15 protein-coding genes are annotated in these 15,894 nt (G+C 60.6%); 14 read left to right on the forward strand and 1 reads right to left on the reverse strand.

The features are described from left to right. The first annotated feature begins 1 nt into the window (after position 1). Positions 2 to 2,059, forward strand: coding sequence for a pyrroloquinoline quinone-dependent dehydrogenase (locus BUE38_RS11890; protein ID WP_073435409.1), 2,058 nt, complete (start codon positions 2 to 4; stop codon positions 2,057 to 2,059). Between the two features lie 146 nt (positions 2,060 to 2,205). Here BUE38_RS11890 and BUE38_RS11895 read toward each other — a convergent pair whose 3' ends face one another. Beyond that, on the reverse strand, positions 2,206 to 2,940 hold the full coding sequence (locus BUE38_RS11895) for a FadR/GntR family transcriptional regulator (RefSeq protein ID WP_073435410.1): 735 nt from the start codon (positions 2,938 to 2,940) through the stop codon (positions 2,206 to 2,208). Between the two features lie 247 nt (positions 2,941 to 3,187). Between BUE38_RS11895 and BUE38_RS11900 the strand changes: the two genes are divergently transcribed. From BUE38_RS11900 to BUE38_RS11960, 13 genes are all read left to right on the forward strand, one after another. Then, positions 3,188 to 4,162, forward strand: coding sequence for a TRAP transporter substrate-binding protein (locus tag BUE38_RS11900; protein ID WP_073435411.1), 975 nt, complete (start codon positions 3,188 to 3,190; stop codon positions 4,160 to 4,162). Between the two features lie 6 nt (positions 4,163 to 4,168). Then, entirely contained in the window at positions 4,169 to 4,786 is a 618-nt protein-coding gene (locus tag BUE38_RS11905) for a TRAP transporter small permease (protein ID WP_200802176.1), read from the forward strand. Continuing rightward, positions 4,783 to 6,066: a TRAP transporter large permease gene (locus BUE38_RS11910; RefSeq protein WP_073435412.1), complete on the forward strand. Its 1,284-nt coding sequence runs from the start codon at positions 4,783 to 4,785 to the stop codon at positions 6,064 to 6,066. Before BUE38_RS11905 ends, BUE38_RS11910 begins: the two co-directional genes overlap by 4 nt. A gap of 10 nt (positions 6,067 to 6,076) precedes the next feature. After that, positions 6,077 to 7,102, forward strand: coding sequence for a 4-hydroxythreonine-4-phosphate dehydrogenase PdxA (locus tag BUE38_RS11915; RefSeq protein WP_234986924.1), 1,026 nt, complete (start codon positions 6,077 to 6,079; stop codon positions 7,100 to 7,102). Between the two features lie 203 nt (positions 7,103 to 7,305). Next, positions 7,306 to 8,478, forward strand: coding sequence for an L-rhamnonate dehydratase (locus tag BUE38_RS11920; RefSeq protein ID WP_073435413.1), 1,173 nt, complete (start codon positions 7,306 to 7,308; stop codon positions 8,476 to 8,478). Positions 8,479 to 8,485: 7 nt separating this feature from the next. Continuing rightward, a complete protein-coding gene (araD1, locus tag BUE38_RS11925) occupies positions 8,486 to 9,514 on the forward strand; it encodes an AraD1 family protein (protein ID WP_073435414.1) in 1,029 nt (342 codons plus the stop codon). Between the two features lie 71 nt (positions 9,515 to 9,585). Next, entirely contained in the window at positions 9,586 to 10,626 is a 1,041-nt protein-coding gene (locus BUE38_RS11930) for a TRAP transporter substrate-binding protein (protein ID WP_084541909.1), read from the forward strand. A 20-nt stretch (positions 10,627 to 10,646) separates the two neighbouring features. Continuing rightward, a complete protein-coding gene (locus BUE38_RS11935; protein WP_073435415.1) occupies positions 10,647 to 11,612 on the forward strand; it encodes an amidohydrolase family protein in 966 nt (321 codons plus the stop codon). A gap of 107 nt (positions 11,613 to 11,719) precedes the next feature. After that, the gene (locus BUE38_RS11940; protein ID WP_073435416.1) at positions 11,720 to 12,715 is read left to right on the forward strand and encodes a TRAP transporter substrate-binding protein; all 996 of its coding nucleotides are present in this window, start codon (positions 11,720 to 11,722) and stop codon (positions 12,713 to 12,715) included. 21 nt (positions 12,716 to 12,736) lie between these two features. After that, positions 12,737 to 13,312 carry a TRAP transporter small permease gene (locus tag BUE38_RS11945; protein ID WP_200802177.1) on the forward strand — a complete coding sequence of 192 codons (576 nt, stop codon included), beginning with the start codon at positions 12,737 to 12,739 and terminating at the stop codon, positions 13,310 to 13,312. Next, entirely contained in the window at positions 13,309 to 14,589 is a 1,281-nt protein-coding gene (locus BUE38_RS11950; protein ID WP_073435417.1) for a TRAP transporter large permease subunit, read from the forward strand. The genes BUE38_RS11945 and BUE38_RS11950 overlap by 4 nt, the downstream gene beginning before the upstream one ends. A 10-nt stretch (positions 14,590 to 14,599) precedes the next feature. Further along, the gene (locus BUE38_RS11955; protein ID WP_073435418.1) at positions 14,600 to 15,541 is read left to right on the forward strand and encodes an amidohydrolase family protein; all 942 of its coding nucleotides are present in this window, start codon (positions 14,600 to 14,602) and stop codon (positions 15,539 to 15,541) included. A gap of 60 nt (positions 15,542 to 15,601) precedes the next feature. Further along, positions 15,602 to 15,894, forward strand: a 293-nt coding sequence (locus BUE38_RS11960; protein WP_143166292.1) for an aldehyde dehydrogenase family protein, incomplete at its 3' end; no start/stop codon positions are given.

Raw genomic sequence — 15,894 nt, forward strand, 5'->3', positions numbered from 1 at the left:
CATGCCAACTCGCCGCCCCATGGCGCCGTGCCTCGGTGCGCTTTCTGCGCTTGTGCTTTCCCTTTCGTCTGCTCCGCTGTTGGCTCAGGATCAACCCGCCAGCCAGGATTCGCCGGCGACACAGGACCGGACGGAGGCTCAGAATCAATCTGCTCCTCAGGCCAGTGACGCTTCACGGCAGGGCAATGCCGGGCCGCCGATTCCCCTGGTGCCTGAATCACCGACCTGGGACAGCTTCCACGGTCAGCTCAATGCCCAGAAGTACAGCCCTCTCGACCAGGTCAACGCCGATAACGTTGGCGAGCTGGAAAAGGTCTGGGAAATCCACACCGGTGATGTCTCGGATGGCTCGGGGGATCTCCCACCCTCGGTCTGGTCGGCGACACCGGTCTTCGCCAACGACACCCTGTACATTGGTACTCCCTTCTATCGTGTGCTGGCGCTGGATCCGGCCACTGGTGAGGAGAAGTGGAGCTTCGACACCGAGTCGACCCTCGAGGCGCTGACCCAACCGGCGTTGAAGAGTCGCGGTGTCTCCTACTGGGCCGCCGATGAGCCGATTGAGGGTGAGTCCTGCCAGAAGATCGTCTACCTGGGCACCATGGATGCTCAGCTCTTTGCCCTGGACGCGGATAGCGGTGAACTGTGCGAGGGTTTTGCGGATGGCGGAGTGCTCGACGTCAACCAATGGAATACCACCAACAATCGCTGGCCCCTGTCGCTGCTGCAGCCGCCCACGGTGGTCGGCGACCACCTGATTCTGGGGTGGGCGGGCAAGGACTGGGCCTACGAGCAGGCGACTCCGGGGACGGTATTTTCGCTGAATGCACGTACCGGCGAGTTGGAGTGGACCTTCAATGCACTGCCTGAATCGCTGCGCGAGAAGAGTGGCACCGCCAACGTCTGGACGCATATGTCGGCGGATGAGGAACGTGGCCTGGTCTATCTGCCGGTGTCATCGCCCTCACCGAACTACTGGGGCGGCAACCGCACCGAGGAAGCTCCCTACGCGACCTCGACAACCGCGCTGGATATCGAGACTGGGGAAGTGGTGTGGTCGCGTCAGTGGGTCCACCATGACGTGTGGGACTATGACATCAACGCCGCGCCGACACTGATGGATATCACCGTGGATGGCGAGAACATTCCGGCGCTGGTTCAGGCGACCAAGATGGGCTTCCTGTTTGTGGTCAACCGCGAGACCGGTGAGGATGTGTGGCCCATCGAGGAGCGTCCGGTACCCGGTGGTGATGGCATGGTTGAGGGCGAGGTCTATGCGCCTACCCAGCCGTTCCCGACGCGGCCCGCACCGCTGCTGGACCAGGCTGAAAAGCCGAAAGTCTGGGGACTGGCGGATGCGGCCAGCTTTGGTCAGTGCTCCAGGCTGATGGACGATCTCGTCTATGAGGGCATGTACACGCCTCCCACGACTCAAGGCTCAGGAACCCTGACCTATCCCGATAGTGCCGGTGGTGTGCAGTGGGGTGGTGTGGCCTTTGACCCCGTGAGCCAGACGGCGATCGTCAACACCTCGCATATCGTGCAGTACGTCAAGCTCTACAACCGCGAGGACTACGATAAAGCCGACAGTGGTTCAGGCAACGAGAGTGGCTTCGCGCCTCAGGAAGGTGCCCCCTATGGCATGCAGCTGGAAGTGGCATTGAACTGGCTCGGCATGCCCTGCTGGGAGCCGCCCTTCGGCGAGATCGTAGCGCTGGACATGCATACCGGTGATGTGAAGTGGCGTCGCCCGATCGGTGCATCACAGCAGTATGGCTTCTTCATGCCCGAGAGCTGGGGGTCGCCCACTATCGGTGGTCCGGCGGTCACGGCAGGTGGTGTTGTGTTCATCGGTGCTTCGATGGATGCCAAGCTGCGTGCCTACTCGCTGGAGACCGGTGAGCAGCTGTGGTCGGATCAAGCCGAGGCACCGGCGGTGTCCAATCCCGCGGTGTATGAGTACAACGGCCGTCAATACGTTGCCTTTGTTGCCGGGGGTAACTCGATCCTCAAGGATCAGGTCGGCGATCAGGTGGTGGTCTATGCGCTTCCTGAGTAAGCCTTGAGCGCTATCTGACAACACGATCCATAAGCGGTAACCAGAGGATCAGTGATGAAAAGCGGGCCCCAGTGGGGCCCGCTTTTTCTTTCCGTTCTTTCCGTTCTTTCCGCCTTTATCCACGCTCCGCTAGCCGTGATCAGGTCTCATGACTGGCTGAGCCTGGCCCTGGTGGTGCGGTAGATGCTGTCGAGGTGGGCCAGCATGGCGCGCTCGGCGGCATCGGGGTCACGCAGCTTGAGCGCCTCGACAATATGGCAGTGCTCGCGATAGCTCTGCTCGACGCCGCCCGGTTCCTGGAGTATCAGACGGCGAATCTTCAGCCCGAAGGCAAAGAGGTCCTCTGAGTAACCGGCGAGGATATCGTTGCGGGCGTATTCCGAGATCAGCTTGTGGAAGCTTTCATCCGAGAGCTGGAAGTGGAGCACCGGGGCGTCGAACATGCCGGCCTGGGCCTCCAGCATGTTTTCCAGCGCTTGAATGCCTTCATCGTCGATATTCATCGCCGCTCGCCGTGCAATGGCACCTTCAACCACGAAGCGGCTCTCGAATACCGACTCGATGTCGAAGCGATTGGCGAAGCAGCTGTCGTCCTGCATGTTGCGCTTGCGGTAGGCACCGAGCTCGCTTTCCGTGGCGCAGATACGGCTCTTTGCGCCTTGGGAAACATTGATCAGGCCATAGCCGCTGACCTGTGAAATCGCGCCTCTGACGGTTTCTCGGCTGACGCCGAAAAGCTGTGCCAGGTCGCGCTCACTGGGCAGAACGTCGCCGTCACGCAGCAGGCCATCGGTGATCATGCTTACCAGCCGGTCTGCCAGGATGTCTTTCTTGGTCTTGTTCTGGAGAGTCTTCTCGAAGGCAAAGGCCGTGGATTCCATGTCAGGGTTCCTCTACGTACTGGTCTATACGCTAGACCAGAAGTCGTCGCGTTCCTAGCGTTTAATCAAATCTTTTAGACAAAGGTCGCAATTCTAACGCTTGTCGTTGACGAGGTCTCCCATATGTTTCTAGATTCATGTCGTAACTGGTCCGGTAGGCCAACCACTAGACCAGTTTAGCAGATGCAGAGACTCAATTAGAAAAAAGCGTTAAGCAACAACACAACAACGCCACGGGAGAGACCCGATGAAACGCCACACTCTTGCTCTATCCGCCCTCGTCATGAGCCTTGCTGCTGGCGCAGCACAGGCTGATGAGATCGTGTTTGCCATTGGTGGAGCACCGAACAGTCTGCAGGGTCAGACTTCCCAGCATTTTGCCGACCTGCTGCAGGAGCGGCTGGGTGACGAGCATCAGGTAGAGTATTACCACAGCGGTCAGATCGGTGATGAGCGCCAGCTGTTGCAGAAACTGCGTCTGGGCACCGTCGACCTGGCGGGCATCTCTTCGATCATGTCGTCGGTATCGCCGAGTTTTGCCCTGTTCGATCTGCCTTTCCTGGTCAAGGATCGTGATCACCTGCTGCGTATCGATGAGCAGATCGTCAAGACCGATCTGGCTGAGGATGCCGAAGAGCAGGGGCTGCATCTGGTGTCTACCTGGGAGAATGGCTTCCGCCAGATCACCAACAATGAGCGTGCCGTCAACGTCCCGGCGGACCTTGATGGACTCAAGATCCGCACCCCGCAGAGCGAATGGCGCACGCTGATGTTCAACACCTGGGGCGCCAACCCTACACCGATGGCGTTCTCCGAGGTTTTCGTGGCCCTGCAGACCGGGGTGGTCGATGGCCAGGAAAACCCGCTGTCCAATATCAACGGCGCCAAGTTCCAGGAAGTACAGGATTACCTGTCGCTATCCAACCACGTCTACTCACCGATCTGGCTGTCGGCCAGTGCCAGTGGCTGGGAATCCATGCCGGAAGACGTGCGCACCGCCATCGAGGAAGTCGCCGCCGAGACCCAGCAGTGGGCACTGGCCAAGGGCCTGGAGCTGGACAATGAGCTGGTTTCCACCCTTGAAGAAGGTGGCATGGTCGTCAATGAGGTGGATCGTGCGGCCTTCGTCGAGGCTAGCCGGCCGGTCTATGAAGCCTACGCCGAGCAGGTCGACGGTGGTCAGGATCTGATTGACCTCGCGATGTCGTTGGCTGAGGAGTAAGGCGAGATGGCTTCTCACGTGGGCGCCGCGCAGGCGCCCTCTGCGACAACCGATACCGAGGGCGATGTGATGAAGGCAATGGATCAATTGCGCCGAATCCTCGAACGATTGCTGGAAACCTTCACCGTAGGCCTGCTGTTGGCGCTCACAGTCATCGTGCTGGGTGCAGTAGCGATGCGGACCTTTGGTGGTTCGCTGCCCTGGTATGACGAGGTAGCGTCGATCAACCTGGCCTGGCTGAGCTTCTACGGCGCCTGTCTGGCAACACTCAAGCGTGCCCATATGGGTTTTCCGGGAATCGTTGCCAAGTCTCCTCCCGCCATCCGCAGTGCGCTGTTCCTGTTCTCGGAAGTCATTGTCATCGGCTTCTTCAGCGTGGTTGCCTGGTATGGCTACAGGGTTCTCGAGGTACTGGCCTGGGATTCTCTGGTGGCGCTGCCTTCCATCGGGCTGGACGTTACCCAGTCGGTGATCCCGATCAGCGCGGTGCTGTTCATCCTCTGTGAGCTGTTCAGCATGCCGATGGCCTGGCGCAAGATGCGTGCGGGTGTCGACAGCGAGGAAGAAGCCATCGAAGAGGCGATTCGTACCGCCGAAGCGGATCTCAAGGAGCATCGCTCATGACACTGCTGGTCGTAATTGCTGCGCTCTTTGCTCTGGTACTGATCAATGTCCCTATCGCCGTGGCCATCGGTACCGTGGGTGTGGTGGGGGCATTCTTCTACATGGGGGCTGATGCCCTGGTCAATGTGCCGCTGACACTGTTCAACGGTGCCACCAAGTTTCCGTTGATTGCGATTCCCTTGTTCATCTTCGCCGGTGCGCTGATGAATACCTCGGGGATCTCGATTCGCCTGATCAACCTGGTTTCCGCCATGGTTGGCTTCGTTCGCGGCGGCCTGGCAATGGTCAACGTCGGGGTATCGATGTTCTTCGCCGAGATCTCTGGTTCGGCGGTGGCCGATGTGGCAGCCACCGGGTCGGTATTGATTCCGGAGATGAAACGGCGCAAGTACAACCCCAACTTCTCGGCGGCGATCACCTCATCGTCGGCCTCGCTGGCGATCATCATTCCGCCGTCGCTGTCGATGATCCTGTATGGCGCCATCGCTGATACTTCCATCGTCAAGCTGTTCGTGGCAGGCATCATCCCCGGCATTCTGGGCGGTGTGGGTCTCGCCGGTGCCTGTTACTACTATGCGGTGAAGTACAACCTGCCGCGTGAGGAAGCCTTCTCGCTGTCACGCCTCGGAAAGGCGTTCCGCGAGGCCATGTGGGCGCTGCTGCTGCCGGTGATCATTCTCGGCGGGATCTTCGGTGGCTTCGTTACTGCCACTGAGGGGGCGGGTATTGCGGTCCTCGCCGCACTGGTCATCGGTGGACTGGTCTATCGCGAGCTCAATCTAAAGATCCTCTACCGCGCGGTCATTGAAGGCGTCATCCAGACCGCAGTGGTCATGCTGCTGGTGGCCACTTCTGCGGTGTTGGGGCTATTCCTCACCGAGATGCAACTGCCACAGCAACTGGCGCAGGAAATCACTGCCATCACCAGTGATCCGGTTGCGGTGCTGGCACTGCTCAACATCCTGCTGTTGCTGCTGGGCATGTTCCTGCATGGCGCAGCGGCCATCATCCTGGTGGTACCGATCGTCATGCCGCTGGTTACTCAGATCGGCATCGACCCGATCCACTTCGGCCTGATCCTGACTCTCAACCTGGCCATTGGCCAGCAGACCCCGCCGGTAGCCTCGGTGCTGGCGACTGCCTGCTCGATTGCCAAGACCGATATGTGGGAAGTCACCAAGGTCAACCTGCCGATGATCTTCGTACTGTTCCTGGTGCTGATGCTGGTCACCTATGTGCCGGCGATCCCGATGAGTCTGGTCCACGCCTTCTACGGATAAGGAGAATTTCATGAGCAACAACAAGATGAGCGAAAACTCAATGAGCCAGAACAAGCCGGTCATTGCGGTTACCCTGGGCGACCCCGGTGGTATCGGGCCCGAACTGATTGCCAAGCTGTTCGCCGAGAACGAGGTCTTCGCCGATACCCATACCGTACTGATCGGCGACCGCTGGCTGTGGGAAGAAGGCCAGCGTGTGGTCGGCGTCAACCTCGACCTGCCCGAGGTGACCAGCTTTGCCGAGGTGCGTGAGCATGACTCCCCGGTATTCCTCGAGATGGATACCGTGGCCCGTGAGCAGACGGCCTATGCCGAGGCCAACGAGCATGGCGGCGCTTCCGTGCTGGCGGTGCTGGATCGCTGCATCGAGGGCTACAAGGCCGGTGAGGTTGATGGTATCTGCTTCGGGCCACTCAACAAGTACGCCATGAAGCTGGGCGGGCTGGGCCACGAGGATGAGCTGCACTGGTTCGTCAACAAGCTGGGAGTGACGGACTTCTTCAGTGAGTTCAACACCCTGGGAACCCTATGGACCTCGCGTATCTCATCGCATGTGCCGCTCAAGGACGCGCATACCTACATCACTGAGGAGCGCATCATCTCCGCGGCCACGCTGATCCACGACACCCTGAGAAAGGCTGGTTTTGCCGAGCCGCGGGTGGCGGTAGCGGGTTTCAACCCCCATGCCGGAGAGGGCGGTACCTGCGGTCGTGAGGAAATCGACATCATCGCGCCGGCGGTAGAGAAGTGTCGTGCCCAGGGGTATTCGATTGTCGGTCCCTTCCCCGCCGATACCATCTTCCTCAAGGCCCGCGACGGCGAGCTGGACGCGGTGGTCACCATGTTCCACGACCAGGGGCAGATTGCGATCAAGATGCTCGGCTTCCATGAGGGCGTCACCATTCTCGGCGGCCTGCCGGTACCTGTGGGGTCTCCGGCCCACGGCACGGCCTATGACATCGCCGGACAGAACAAGGCCAACCTGACGCCGACACGCAATGCCTTCAATCTGGTCAAGGCCATGTGTTCTCACTGAAGAGGGATGTCTACAAAATGCCTGCACTTGGCAATACGGTGTTGAACTCGAGCTCAAGATGCTCATTTACTCCATGTAAACTGCGCTCTTTCGCTCAATTTCGCCTTGTCTTGCCTTCGTTCGCTGATTTTGTAGACACCCTCAGAGGAAAGCGTTCCCTCTGATTTCAGGCATCTGAACGGGCATACAAGGACAAGACAGCAATGAAGATCAGCAACGTTCGCGCTCGTGTTTTCGAGTGGAAGGGGCACACCGTGGCACCGCAGGCGCATTTCTGCTCCAACGCCATGGATGAGCTGTGGGACCGAGGGGACTCCATGGGAACCTTCCGTTTCCACGGCTGGACCACGGTGGAGGTCGAGACCGATACCGGCATCGTCGGGTTGGGTAATGTGGCGCTGGCGCCACGGATTGCCAAGGCGATCATCGATCAGTATCTGGCGCCGCTGGTGATTGGTCAGGACCCGTTCGATTACGAGTATCTGTGGCAGCGCATGTATCGCTCGACCCATGCCTGGGGCCGCAAGGGCATCGGCATGGCGGCGATCTCCGGTGTCGATATCGCGATCTGGGATGTGATGGGCAAGGCACTGGGCAAGCCGGTATTCAAGCTGCTCGGCGGGCGTACCAAGGAGAAGATTCCCTGCTACGCCTCCAAGCTCTATCGCACCGACCTGAACGAGATGCAGCGCGAGGCTCAGTCCTACCTCGACCAGGGCTTCAAGGCGATGAAGATGCGCTTCGGCTACGGCCCCAGGGATGGTGCCCAGGGCGTCCGCGAGAACCTCAACAGCGTGGCGGCAGTGCGTGAGGTCATCGGCGAGGATATCGACCTGATGCTCGAGTGCTATATGGGCTGGAACCTGGAATACGCTAAACGCATCCTGCCCAAACTGGAGCGCTTCCAGCCGCGGTGGCTGGAGGAGCCAGTGATCGCCGACGACATCGATGGCTATGTCGAGCTCAACAAGCTGACCAGCATCCCGATTTCCGGCGGCGAGCACGAGTTCACCCACTACGGTTTCCGTCAGTTGCTCGAGCAGCGCGCGGTATCGGTAGTGCAGTACGACACCAACCGGGTCGGTGGCATCACGGCGGCGCGCAAGATCAATGCCATCGCCGAGTCATTCAGCGTGCCGGTCATCCCCCACGCCGGGCAGATGCACAACTATCATCTGACCATGGCCTCGCTGGCCTCACCGATGTCCGAGTTCTTCCCGGTGCATGACGTCGAGATCGGCAACGAGCTGTTCTACTACCTGTTCAAGGGCGACCCGGAGCCGGTGGATGGCTTCCTCGACCTCGATGACGATGTGCCGGGGCTGGGTCTCGAGCTCAACGAGCAGTACTTCGACCAGTTCAACATCATCGAGTGAGGCGGCCATGCGACTGATTCAATACCTGGATGAAGGGCGGCTGCGGGCGGCTCTGGTCGAGAGCAATGATGCGGTCAGACCCATTCGTATCGAGGGCGGTGTCTATGCGCTGGCACGGATTGCCATCGATAGTGGCCAGAAGCTGTCGGCGGTGGTCGAGGTGCGTCTCGATGAGGAGTTGATCGACTATCAGCCGCTGATCGACGAAGGGCGTTTGCTGCCGCCACTTACCCATCCCGATCCGGCGCATTGCCTGATCACCGGAACCGGGCTGACCCATCTGGGCAGTGCCGATACCCGTTCGGCGATGCATGCCAAGGCTCTGAAGGCTGGGGTTCAGAAGGACAAGCCTCAGAAGGCCGATGACTCAGAGCTGACCGACTCGATGCGCATGTTCAATATGGGCGTCGAGGCGGGACGGCCAGGCCCCGGTGAGACCGGGGTGCAGCCCGAGTGGTTCTACAAGGGCGATGGCGATTGGGTCGTGGCGCCAGAAGCTCCGCTGTCGGCACCTGCCTTTGCCGAGGATGCCGGTGAGGAGCCGGAACTGGTGGGCCTCTACCTGGTAGGGGCGGATGGCCTGACGTGGCGGGTGGGTTTTGCCGTAGGCAATGAGTTCTCCGATCATGTCATCGAGCGGCAGAACTACCTGTGGCTGGCCCACTCCAAACTGCGTCAGTGCAGCTATGGCCCGGAACTGTTGATCGGCGATCTACCCGCACACCTGGAAGGCACCAGCCGCATTACTCGCAACGGCGAGACGCTGTGGGAGAAACCTTTCCTGACCGGTGAGGACAACATGTCCCACAGCATCGCCAATCTCGAGCACCATCACTTCAAGTACGCCGGTTTCTGCCGCCCGGGCGATGTCCACGTACATTTCTTCGGCACGGCGACGCTGAGCTTTGCCGATCAGGTTCGGGTGCAGCCCGGAGATCGTTTCGAGATCGAACTGCCGGCCCTGGGCCGTGCATTACGTAATCCATTGATTCAGGAAGAAGAGGTGAAAGTGCAGCGCCCCATGGGGGTGCTGTAAGGACAATCCGTGTACCCATGATCTCCTCGGCCAGATCGGCCGGGGAACCCCTGATGATCGAGGTAACAACAATGAGAAAGCCCCTTGAGGTAATCCGTCTGAATGGTATCCCCTTTGATGTCATCAATCGTGCAACCCGTTTCGCGGCCCTGACCGCGGTCCTGGCCGCCATGCCGTTGACGGCCATGGCGGCCACCACTCTGAATTTCGCCCATACCCATCCGGTGGAGGATGCCCAGCACCTGGCGGCGGAGCACTTTGCCGAGCTGGTCAACGAACGTAGCGACGGTGAGTTGCAGGTACGAGTGTTCCCCAATGGTCAGTTGGGCAGCGACAGCGCCCAGGTGGCCAATGCTCGGGGTGGCCAGGTGGATATCGTGCTGACCGGCAATCCCTATTTCACCGGCCTGGTGGGTGAGCTCAATGTGCTGGACCTGCCGTTTCTGTTCGATGACTACGACCACGCCTATGCCGTGCTGGATGGCGAGATCGGCCAGTCGCTGCTCGACCGGCTCGGTGAGCATGAGCTCAAGGGGCTGGCGTTCTGGGAGATCGGTTTCCGTAACCTGACCAACTCCCGCCACCCCGTCGAGAGCGCGGCCGATATCGAGGGCCTGAAGTTGCGCACCACGCCCAATCCAGCGCATATCGCCGCCTTCGAGGCGTTGGGCGCCAACCCGACACCGATGCCATTCACCGAGCTGTTCACCTCGCTGGAAACCCGCACCGTCGATGGCCAGGAGAATCCGGTCAGCCTGATTCGTTCGGCCAATTTCTACGAGGTACAGGATCACCTGTCGCTGACCGCTCATGCCTACACGGCCGCGCCTCTGGTGATGAACAAGGCGAAGTTCGACAGCTTGAGCGCTGAGCAGCAGCAATTGCTGGTGGATGCCGCCATCGAGGCCGCCCAGTTCGAGCGTACGGAACTCGCCGACCGTCTGACCGGTGATCTCGAGTTCCTCAAGGAACAGGGCATGCAGGTGGTTGAGGCCCCCGATCGTGCCTCGATGCGCGAGATCGTCGCCGAGCCGGTTCAGGCCAGCTTCGCCGAGAAATACGGCACCGAGTTGATCGAGGCCATCGAAGCGGCGCGGCCCGCGGCGCAATAGGCGGGAGGGAGGGATCTTCAATGGCACTCGAACTCGAACTCGAGTCGTGGCGTCAGCGCTTTCTCGACAGCGGTGATGATCGGGATCTACCGATTATCGATGCACACCTGCATTTCTGGGATCCCGTGGCCAACTACCATCCCTGGTTGTGCGATGAGCCGATGATCGCCTTTCGCTATGGAGACTACAGCGCGATTCGTCGCCCTTTTCTGCCTGAAGAATACCGGCAGTTGTGTGGTGAGCACCGGGTCATGGGCTGTGTCTACATGGAAGCGGAGTGGCAGACCGGGGAGGCGATAGCCGAGGCGCGCTGGATTCATGAATTGCACCAACGGGATGGCTGGCCCAACGCCATGGTGGCTCAGGCCTGGCTGGACCGTCAGGACGTCGAGGCGCAACTGGCACGGCTGAGTATGTGGCCGATGGTCAAGGGGGTACGTCACAAGCCCGCCAGCCTGCCGCGCAGCGAGTATCGCCCCGACCGGGCCGAGGCACTACCGGGCTCCCTGGGTTGCCCGAACTACCAGCGGGGCTATGCGGCACTGGCGCGCCATGGGTTGATTTTCGAGTTGCAGGTGCCCTGGTGGCACCTGCATGAACTGGTGCCATTGCTCGAACGTCATCCCGAGGTGCCGGTGGTGATCAACCATGCCGGTGTGCCGGGAGATCGCGACCCTGAAACCCTGCGTGGCTGGGAGGCTCAGTTGCGCCGGGTCGCGGCCTTTCCCCAACTGATGCTCAAGTTGTCGGGAATCGGCATGGCGGGTGAGTCCTGGCGCATCGAAGACAACCGTGCACTGATTCACACCGCCTTCGAGGTGATGGGCACGGAGCGTTGCATGTTTGCCAGCAATTTTCCGGTGGATAGCCTGGTGACCGATCTCGATGCGCTGTTCAGCGCCTTCAAGGAGCTCAGTGCAGGGCTCTCCCGGGAGGAGCGTCTGGCGCTGTTGTGCGATAACGCCATGCGCTGCTACTCGCTATGAAAAGAGTCGGCAACGAGCAGCACCATGACCCGAGAAAGTGCCACGGTTCCCCTGGTGTTGTCTCAACGCAGGACCTGAATAATCAGAAGAATAAGGAGTCATGCCTGATGAACGTATTTCGTACCCTACCGGCAACGGTACTGGCCCTGGGTTTGGCGCTGGCCAGTGCCGATGCGCTGGCCGCCATCACTGCGCGGATCGCCACCAGCCTGCCGGATAGCCATCCGCAGACGCTGGGCGCACGCAAGTTTGCCGAGCTGCTGACCGAGCAGAGCAACGGCGAGATCGAGGTCCAGGTGTTCGGCAATGGCGTGCTCGGCAACGACGTCAATCTGGCGTCGATGCTGCAGGCCGGCACCCTGGAATTCAATGTGCCATCCACCGCCACCCTGGCCAGTCTCAACCCGGATTTCAGCGTGATCAGTCTGCCGTTCCAGTTCGACAATGCAACCCAGGTTGACGCTGTGCTGGATGGCCTGGCGGGTCGCACACTGCTCGACAGCCTCGCCGACAAGGGCATCGTCGGTCTGGACTACTGGGACAACGGTTTCCGGCATATCACCAACAGCCGTCACCCAGTGGAAACCGCCGATGATATCGACGGGTTGAAGATTCGCACCATGCAGAACGAGCTGTATATCGACATGTTCAACGGCCTGGGGGCCAACGCCATCCCGATGCCGGTCAATGAACTGTTCACCGCGCTGGAAACCCGCACCGTGGATGGTCAGGAAAACCCCTTCACGGTGATCGACAGCAAGCGCTTCTACGAGGTCCAGCGCTATCTGTCCCAGACTGGCCACGCCTATGACGCTCAGGTACTGATTGCCTCGAAGCGCTTCATCGATAGCCTCAGCGAGGAGCAGCAGCAACTGGTGCGTGACGTATCGCGGGAGGCCGCGCTCTATCAGCGCCAGGTCAGCCGTGAACTCAACGATACTCTGCTGGCCCGTCTGCAGGACCAGATGAGCATCAATGAGGTACCGCTGGAAGAACGCCAGCTGATGCGTGAGCGGCTGATGCCGGTGATCGAGGAGCATCGTGCCGAGATCAGCGAGGCGACGCTGAGTGCCTTTGATGCCGCGCTGGCCGAAAGCCGCTGATCCGCCCCGGAGGATAATTCCATGTCCAGCTCGCCGCATAGCCCGTCACATCCGCGGAAAGGTTCGATTCAGGCAGCCCTTGGCTGTCTGTCGCGCCAGACCGAGCGAGTCCTGAATCTGCTGATGGTGTTGGCGTTGGTTGCCATGATTGCGCTGGTCTTCACCAATGTGGTGCTGCGCTACGGGTTCAACAGCGGTATCTCGGTCAGTGTCGAGCTATCGCGATTCCTGTTTGTCTGGGTCACCTTTATCGGCACGGTGGTGGGGTTGATGCGCCATGAGCACCTCAGCGTCACCACCTTTTCCGATCGTCTACCGGCCCCGGTGCAGGCGTTGCTGGGGCGCCTGGTGACGCTGGTGATGCTGGGCTGCTGCCTGATGCTGGTCAAGGGCAGCTACGCTCAGACCCTGCTCAACTGGAATAATCTGTCGCCGATCAGTGGTGTGCCGGTGGGCGTGTTCTATCTCGCCGGACTGATCGCCGGTGTACTGATGTCGATCCTGTTGGTGTTTCGCCTGCTGGCACCACGGCATCTGCTCAGGCAGCCCCGGTCTCAAGATCCGTCTCAAGAGCGAGCACAGGAGGTTTCGTCATGACCATTGGTCTGTTTCTTACCTCACTGCTGGCCTCGATTGGCCTGAGTCTGCCGATTGCCTTTGCGTTGCTGGTCAGCGCCGTGGTGCTGATGCTGCATCTGGGGTTGTTCGATTCGCAGATCCTCGCCCAGAACCTGGTCAATGGCGCCGACAGCTATACCCTGCTGGCGATACCGTTCTTCCTTGTCGCCGGGGAGGTCATGTCACGGGGCGGGTTGTCGAAGCGCATCGTCATGCTGGCCATGAGTCTGGTGGGGCATCGCAAGGGCGGGTTGGGCTTTGTCGCCATCTTCGCCGCCATCGTCATGGCCAGCCTGTCCGGCTCGGCGGTGGCCGATACCGCTGCGCTGGGCTCTATGCTGCTGCCGATGATGCGTGAGGCGGGATATCCCCAGGGCCGCTCGGCGGGGTTGATGGCCGCCGGCGGCATTATCGCGCCGATCATTCCACCCTCGATTCCGCTGATCATCATCGGTGTCGCGGGCAGCATCTCGATCAGCAAGCTGTTCCTTGCCGGTATCGTACCGGGCCTGATCATGGGCGTGACCCTGGTGGTGATCTGGATGCTGATCACCCGTAAGGAAGATCTGGTGGTGGCGAAGAAGGCCACCGGCGCCGAGCGTCTGCGCGCACTGCGCAAGAGCTTCTGGGCCATGCTGCTGCCGGTGATCATCATCGGCGGGATCAAGACCGGGGTGTTCACTCCTACCGAGGCCGGTGTGGTCGCGGCGGTCTATGCCATCATCATCTCCACACTGATCTACCGTGAGCTGGACCTCTCCGGACTCTATGACGTCCTCGTGCAGGCGGCACGCAACACGGCCATCGTCATGTTTCTGGTGGCGGCGGCCAGTGTTGCCTCCTGGCTGATCAGCATTGCCCAGTTGCCGATGCTGGTGGCGGACATGCTGGCACCGCTGGCCGATAACCCCCGCCTGCTGATGCTGGCGATCATGGCCATCGTGTTGATTGTCGGCATGGTCATGGATCTGACGCCGACCATCCTGGTGCTGACGCCGATCCTGATGCCCATTGTGAAGATCGCCGGTATCGATCCGGTCTATTTCGGCATCATGTTCGTGCTCAACTGTGCGATCGGCCTGATCACGCCGCCGGTGGGCAATGTGCTCAATGTCATCACCAGCGTTGGCCAGCTCAAGTTCGAGAAGGCCGTCTCCGGTGTGATGCCGTTCATGCTGGCCTATCTTGTATTGTTGCTGCTGTTCGTGGCCTTCCCACAGATCATTACCGCACCGCTTTATTGGCTGGCGGGCTGAGGACATCGTGATGAGTGAACAAGTGCTGATCGATAGCCATCATCACTTCTGGGCGCTGGATGGCAGTGTGCAATATCCGTGGCTGGAAGATGACGTGGATGGCCATTTCTTCCTCGGTGACTACAGCCGGATTCGCCAGCCGTTCCTGCCGTCCGATCTACGTCACCAGATTCCGGCCGGTTATCGGCTGGCCGGCACGGTGCACTGTGAAGCCGAATCGGCGCGCGGCGAACCGGAAGTCGAGACCGAATGGCTGACTCGGCTGGCGCAGCAGCAGGAATTGCCCTGCGCACTGGTGGGCTGGGCGGCTTTCGCCGATCCGGCCTGCGAGGCGCAGCTCGAGCGCCAGATGCGCTCAGCGTTGTTTCGTGGTGTACGTGCCAAGCCGGTAACCGCCGCTCGACCAGATCAGTACCAAAGTACTCTGGGGGCCAGCGGCTCGTTGCAGGATACGGGCTGGATTCGTGGCCTGCGCATGCTTGAGGAGCGCGACTTGAGCTGGGACCTGCGCGTGCCTGCCTGGCACCTCGCGGATGCCGCCAGAGTGCTGGAGGGGACACCGGCGCTGCGGGTGATCCTCAACCATACCGGTCTGCCCTGGGATCGCAGCGAACCTGGCCTGGCACGCTGGCGCGAGGGCATGCGCGCGCTGGCTGCCAATCCCAATGTCGCGGTCAAACTCTCGGAGCTGGGCAGCCCCATGGCCGCCTGGCATGAGCAGCGCAATATCGATGTGCTGGCCGAGGCCATCGATATCTTCGGTGCCGAGCGCTGCATCTTCGCCAGCAACTTCCCGGTGACTGGCCTCAATGTCAGTTACGCCACTTGGCTGGCGATGGTCGAACAAGCCATCGCCGATGCTGCACCGGACGCTCGCCAGGCGATCCTGCATGACAACGCCGTACGCATCTATCGGCTGGCGGGGACTGTTCCCGCCTCACATATCCTGTGATTTCACGATAACCGAATTCAGCAACCATCGAATTCAACAACAAGCAAGCGGAGCGACAACGTGCAACTTGAAGGCAAGCAACTGATCGGCAGCCAGGCGGTACTGGCCTCTGGCCGCTCCATCCACGGCATCAATCCGGCCACCGGCGAGACGCTGGAACCGGGCTACCCCAGTGGCAGCCAGGCGGAGGTCGAGCAGGCCTGTGAACTGGCCTGGCAGGCGTTCGATCGCTATCGCGAAACCGGCCTGGAGGAGCGCGCCACCTTCCTCGAGACCGTGGCCAGCGAGATCGAGGCCATCGGTGATGAATTGATCGAGCGTGGCATGCTGGAATCCGGCCTGCCGCGTGCCCG

This window comes from Halomonas cupida (assembly GCF_900142755.1).
Classification (GTDB): Bacteria; Pseudomonadota; Gammaproteobacteria; order Pseudomonadales; family Halomonadaceae; genus Halomonas; species Halomonas cupida.

Excerpts from the sequence above, each read along its gene's own strand:
- BUE38_RS11915 (WP_234986924.1), top strand. The coding sequence starts at position 6,077 with ATGAGCAACAACAAGATGAGCGAAAACTCAATGAGCCAGAACAAGCCG.
- BUE38_RS11920 (WP_073435413.1), top strand. The coding sequence starts at position 7,306 with ATGAAGATCAGCAACGTTCGCGCTCGTGTTTTCGAGTGGAAGGGGCAC.
- BUE38_RS11945 (WP_200802177.1), top strand. The coding sequence starts at position 12,737 with ATGTCCAGCTCGCCGCATAGCCCGTCACATCCGCGGAAAGGTTCGATT.
- araD1 (WP_073435414.1), top strand. The coding sequence starts at position 8,486 with ATGCGACTGATTCAATACCTGGATGAAGGGCGGCTGCGGGCGGCTCTG.
- BUE38_RS11955 (WP_073435418.1), top strand. The coding sequence starts at position 14,600 with ATGAGTGAACAAGTGCTGATCGATAGCCATCATCACTTCTGGGCGCTG.
- BUE38_RS11935 (WP_073435415.1), top strand. The coding sequence starts at position 10,647 with ATGGCACTCGAACTCGAACTCGAGTCGTGGCGTCAGCGCTTTCTCGAC.
- BUE38_RS11930 (WP_084541909.1), top strand. The coding sequence starts at position 9,586 with ATGAGAAAGCCCCTTGAGGTAATCCGTCTGAATGGTATCCCCTTTGAT.
- BUE38_RS11895 (WP_073435410.1), bottom strand. The coding sequence starts at position 2,940 with ATGGAATCCACGGCCTTTGCCTTCGAGAAGACTCTCCAGAACAAGACC.
- BUE38_RS11910 (WP_073435412.1), top strand. The coding sequence starts at position 4,783 with ATGACACTGCTGGTCGTAATTGCTGCGCTCTTTGCTCTGGTACTGATC.
- BUE38_RS11890 (WP_073435409.1), top strand. The coding sequence starts at position 2 with ATGCCAACTCGCCGCCCCATGGCGCCGTGCCTCGGTGCGCTTTCTGCG.
- BUE38_RS11905 (WP_200802176.1), top strand. The coding sequence starts at position 4,169 with ATGGCTTCTCACGTGGGCGCCGCGCAGGCGCCCTCTGCGACAACCGAT.
- BUE38_RS11940 (WP_073435416.1), top strand. The coding sequence starts at position 11,720 with ATGAACGTATTTCGTACCCTACCGGCAACGGTACTGGCCCTGGGTTTG.
- BUE38_RS11950 (WP_073435417.1), top strand. The coding sequence starts at position 13,309 with ATGACCATTGGTCTGTTTCTTACCTCACTGCTGGCCTCGATTGGCCTG.
- BUE38_RS11900 (WP_073435411.1), top strand. The coding sequence starts at position 3,188 with ATGAAACGCCACACTCTTGCTCTATCCGCCCTCGTCATGAGCCTTGCT.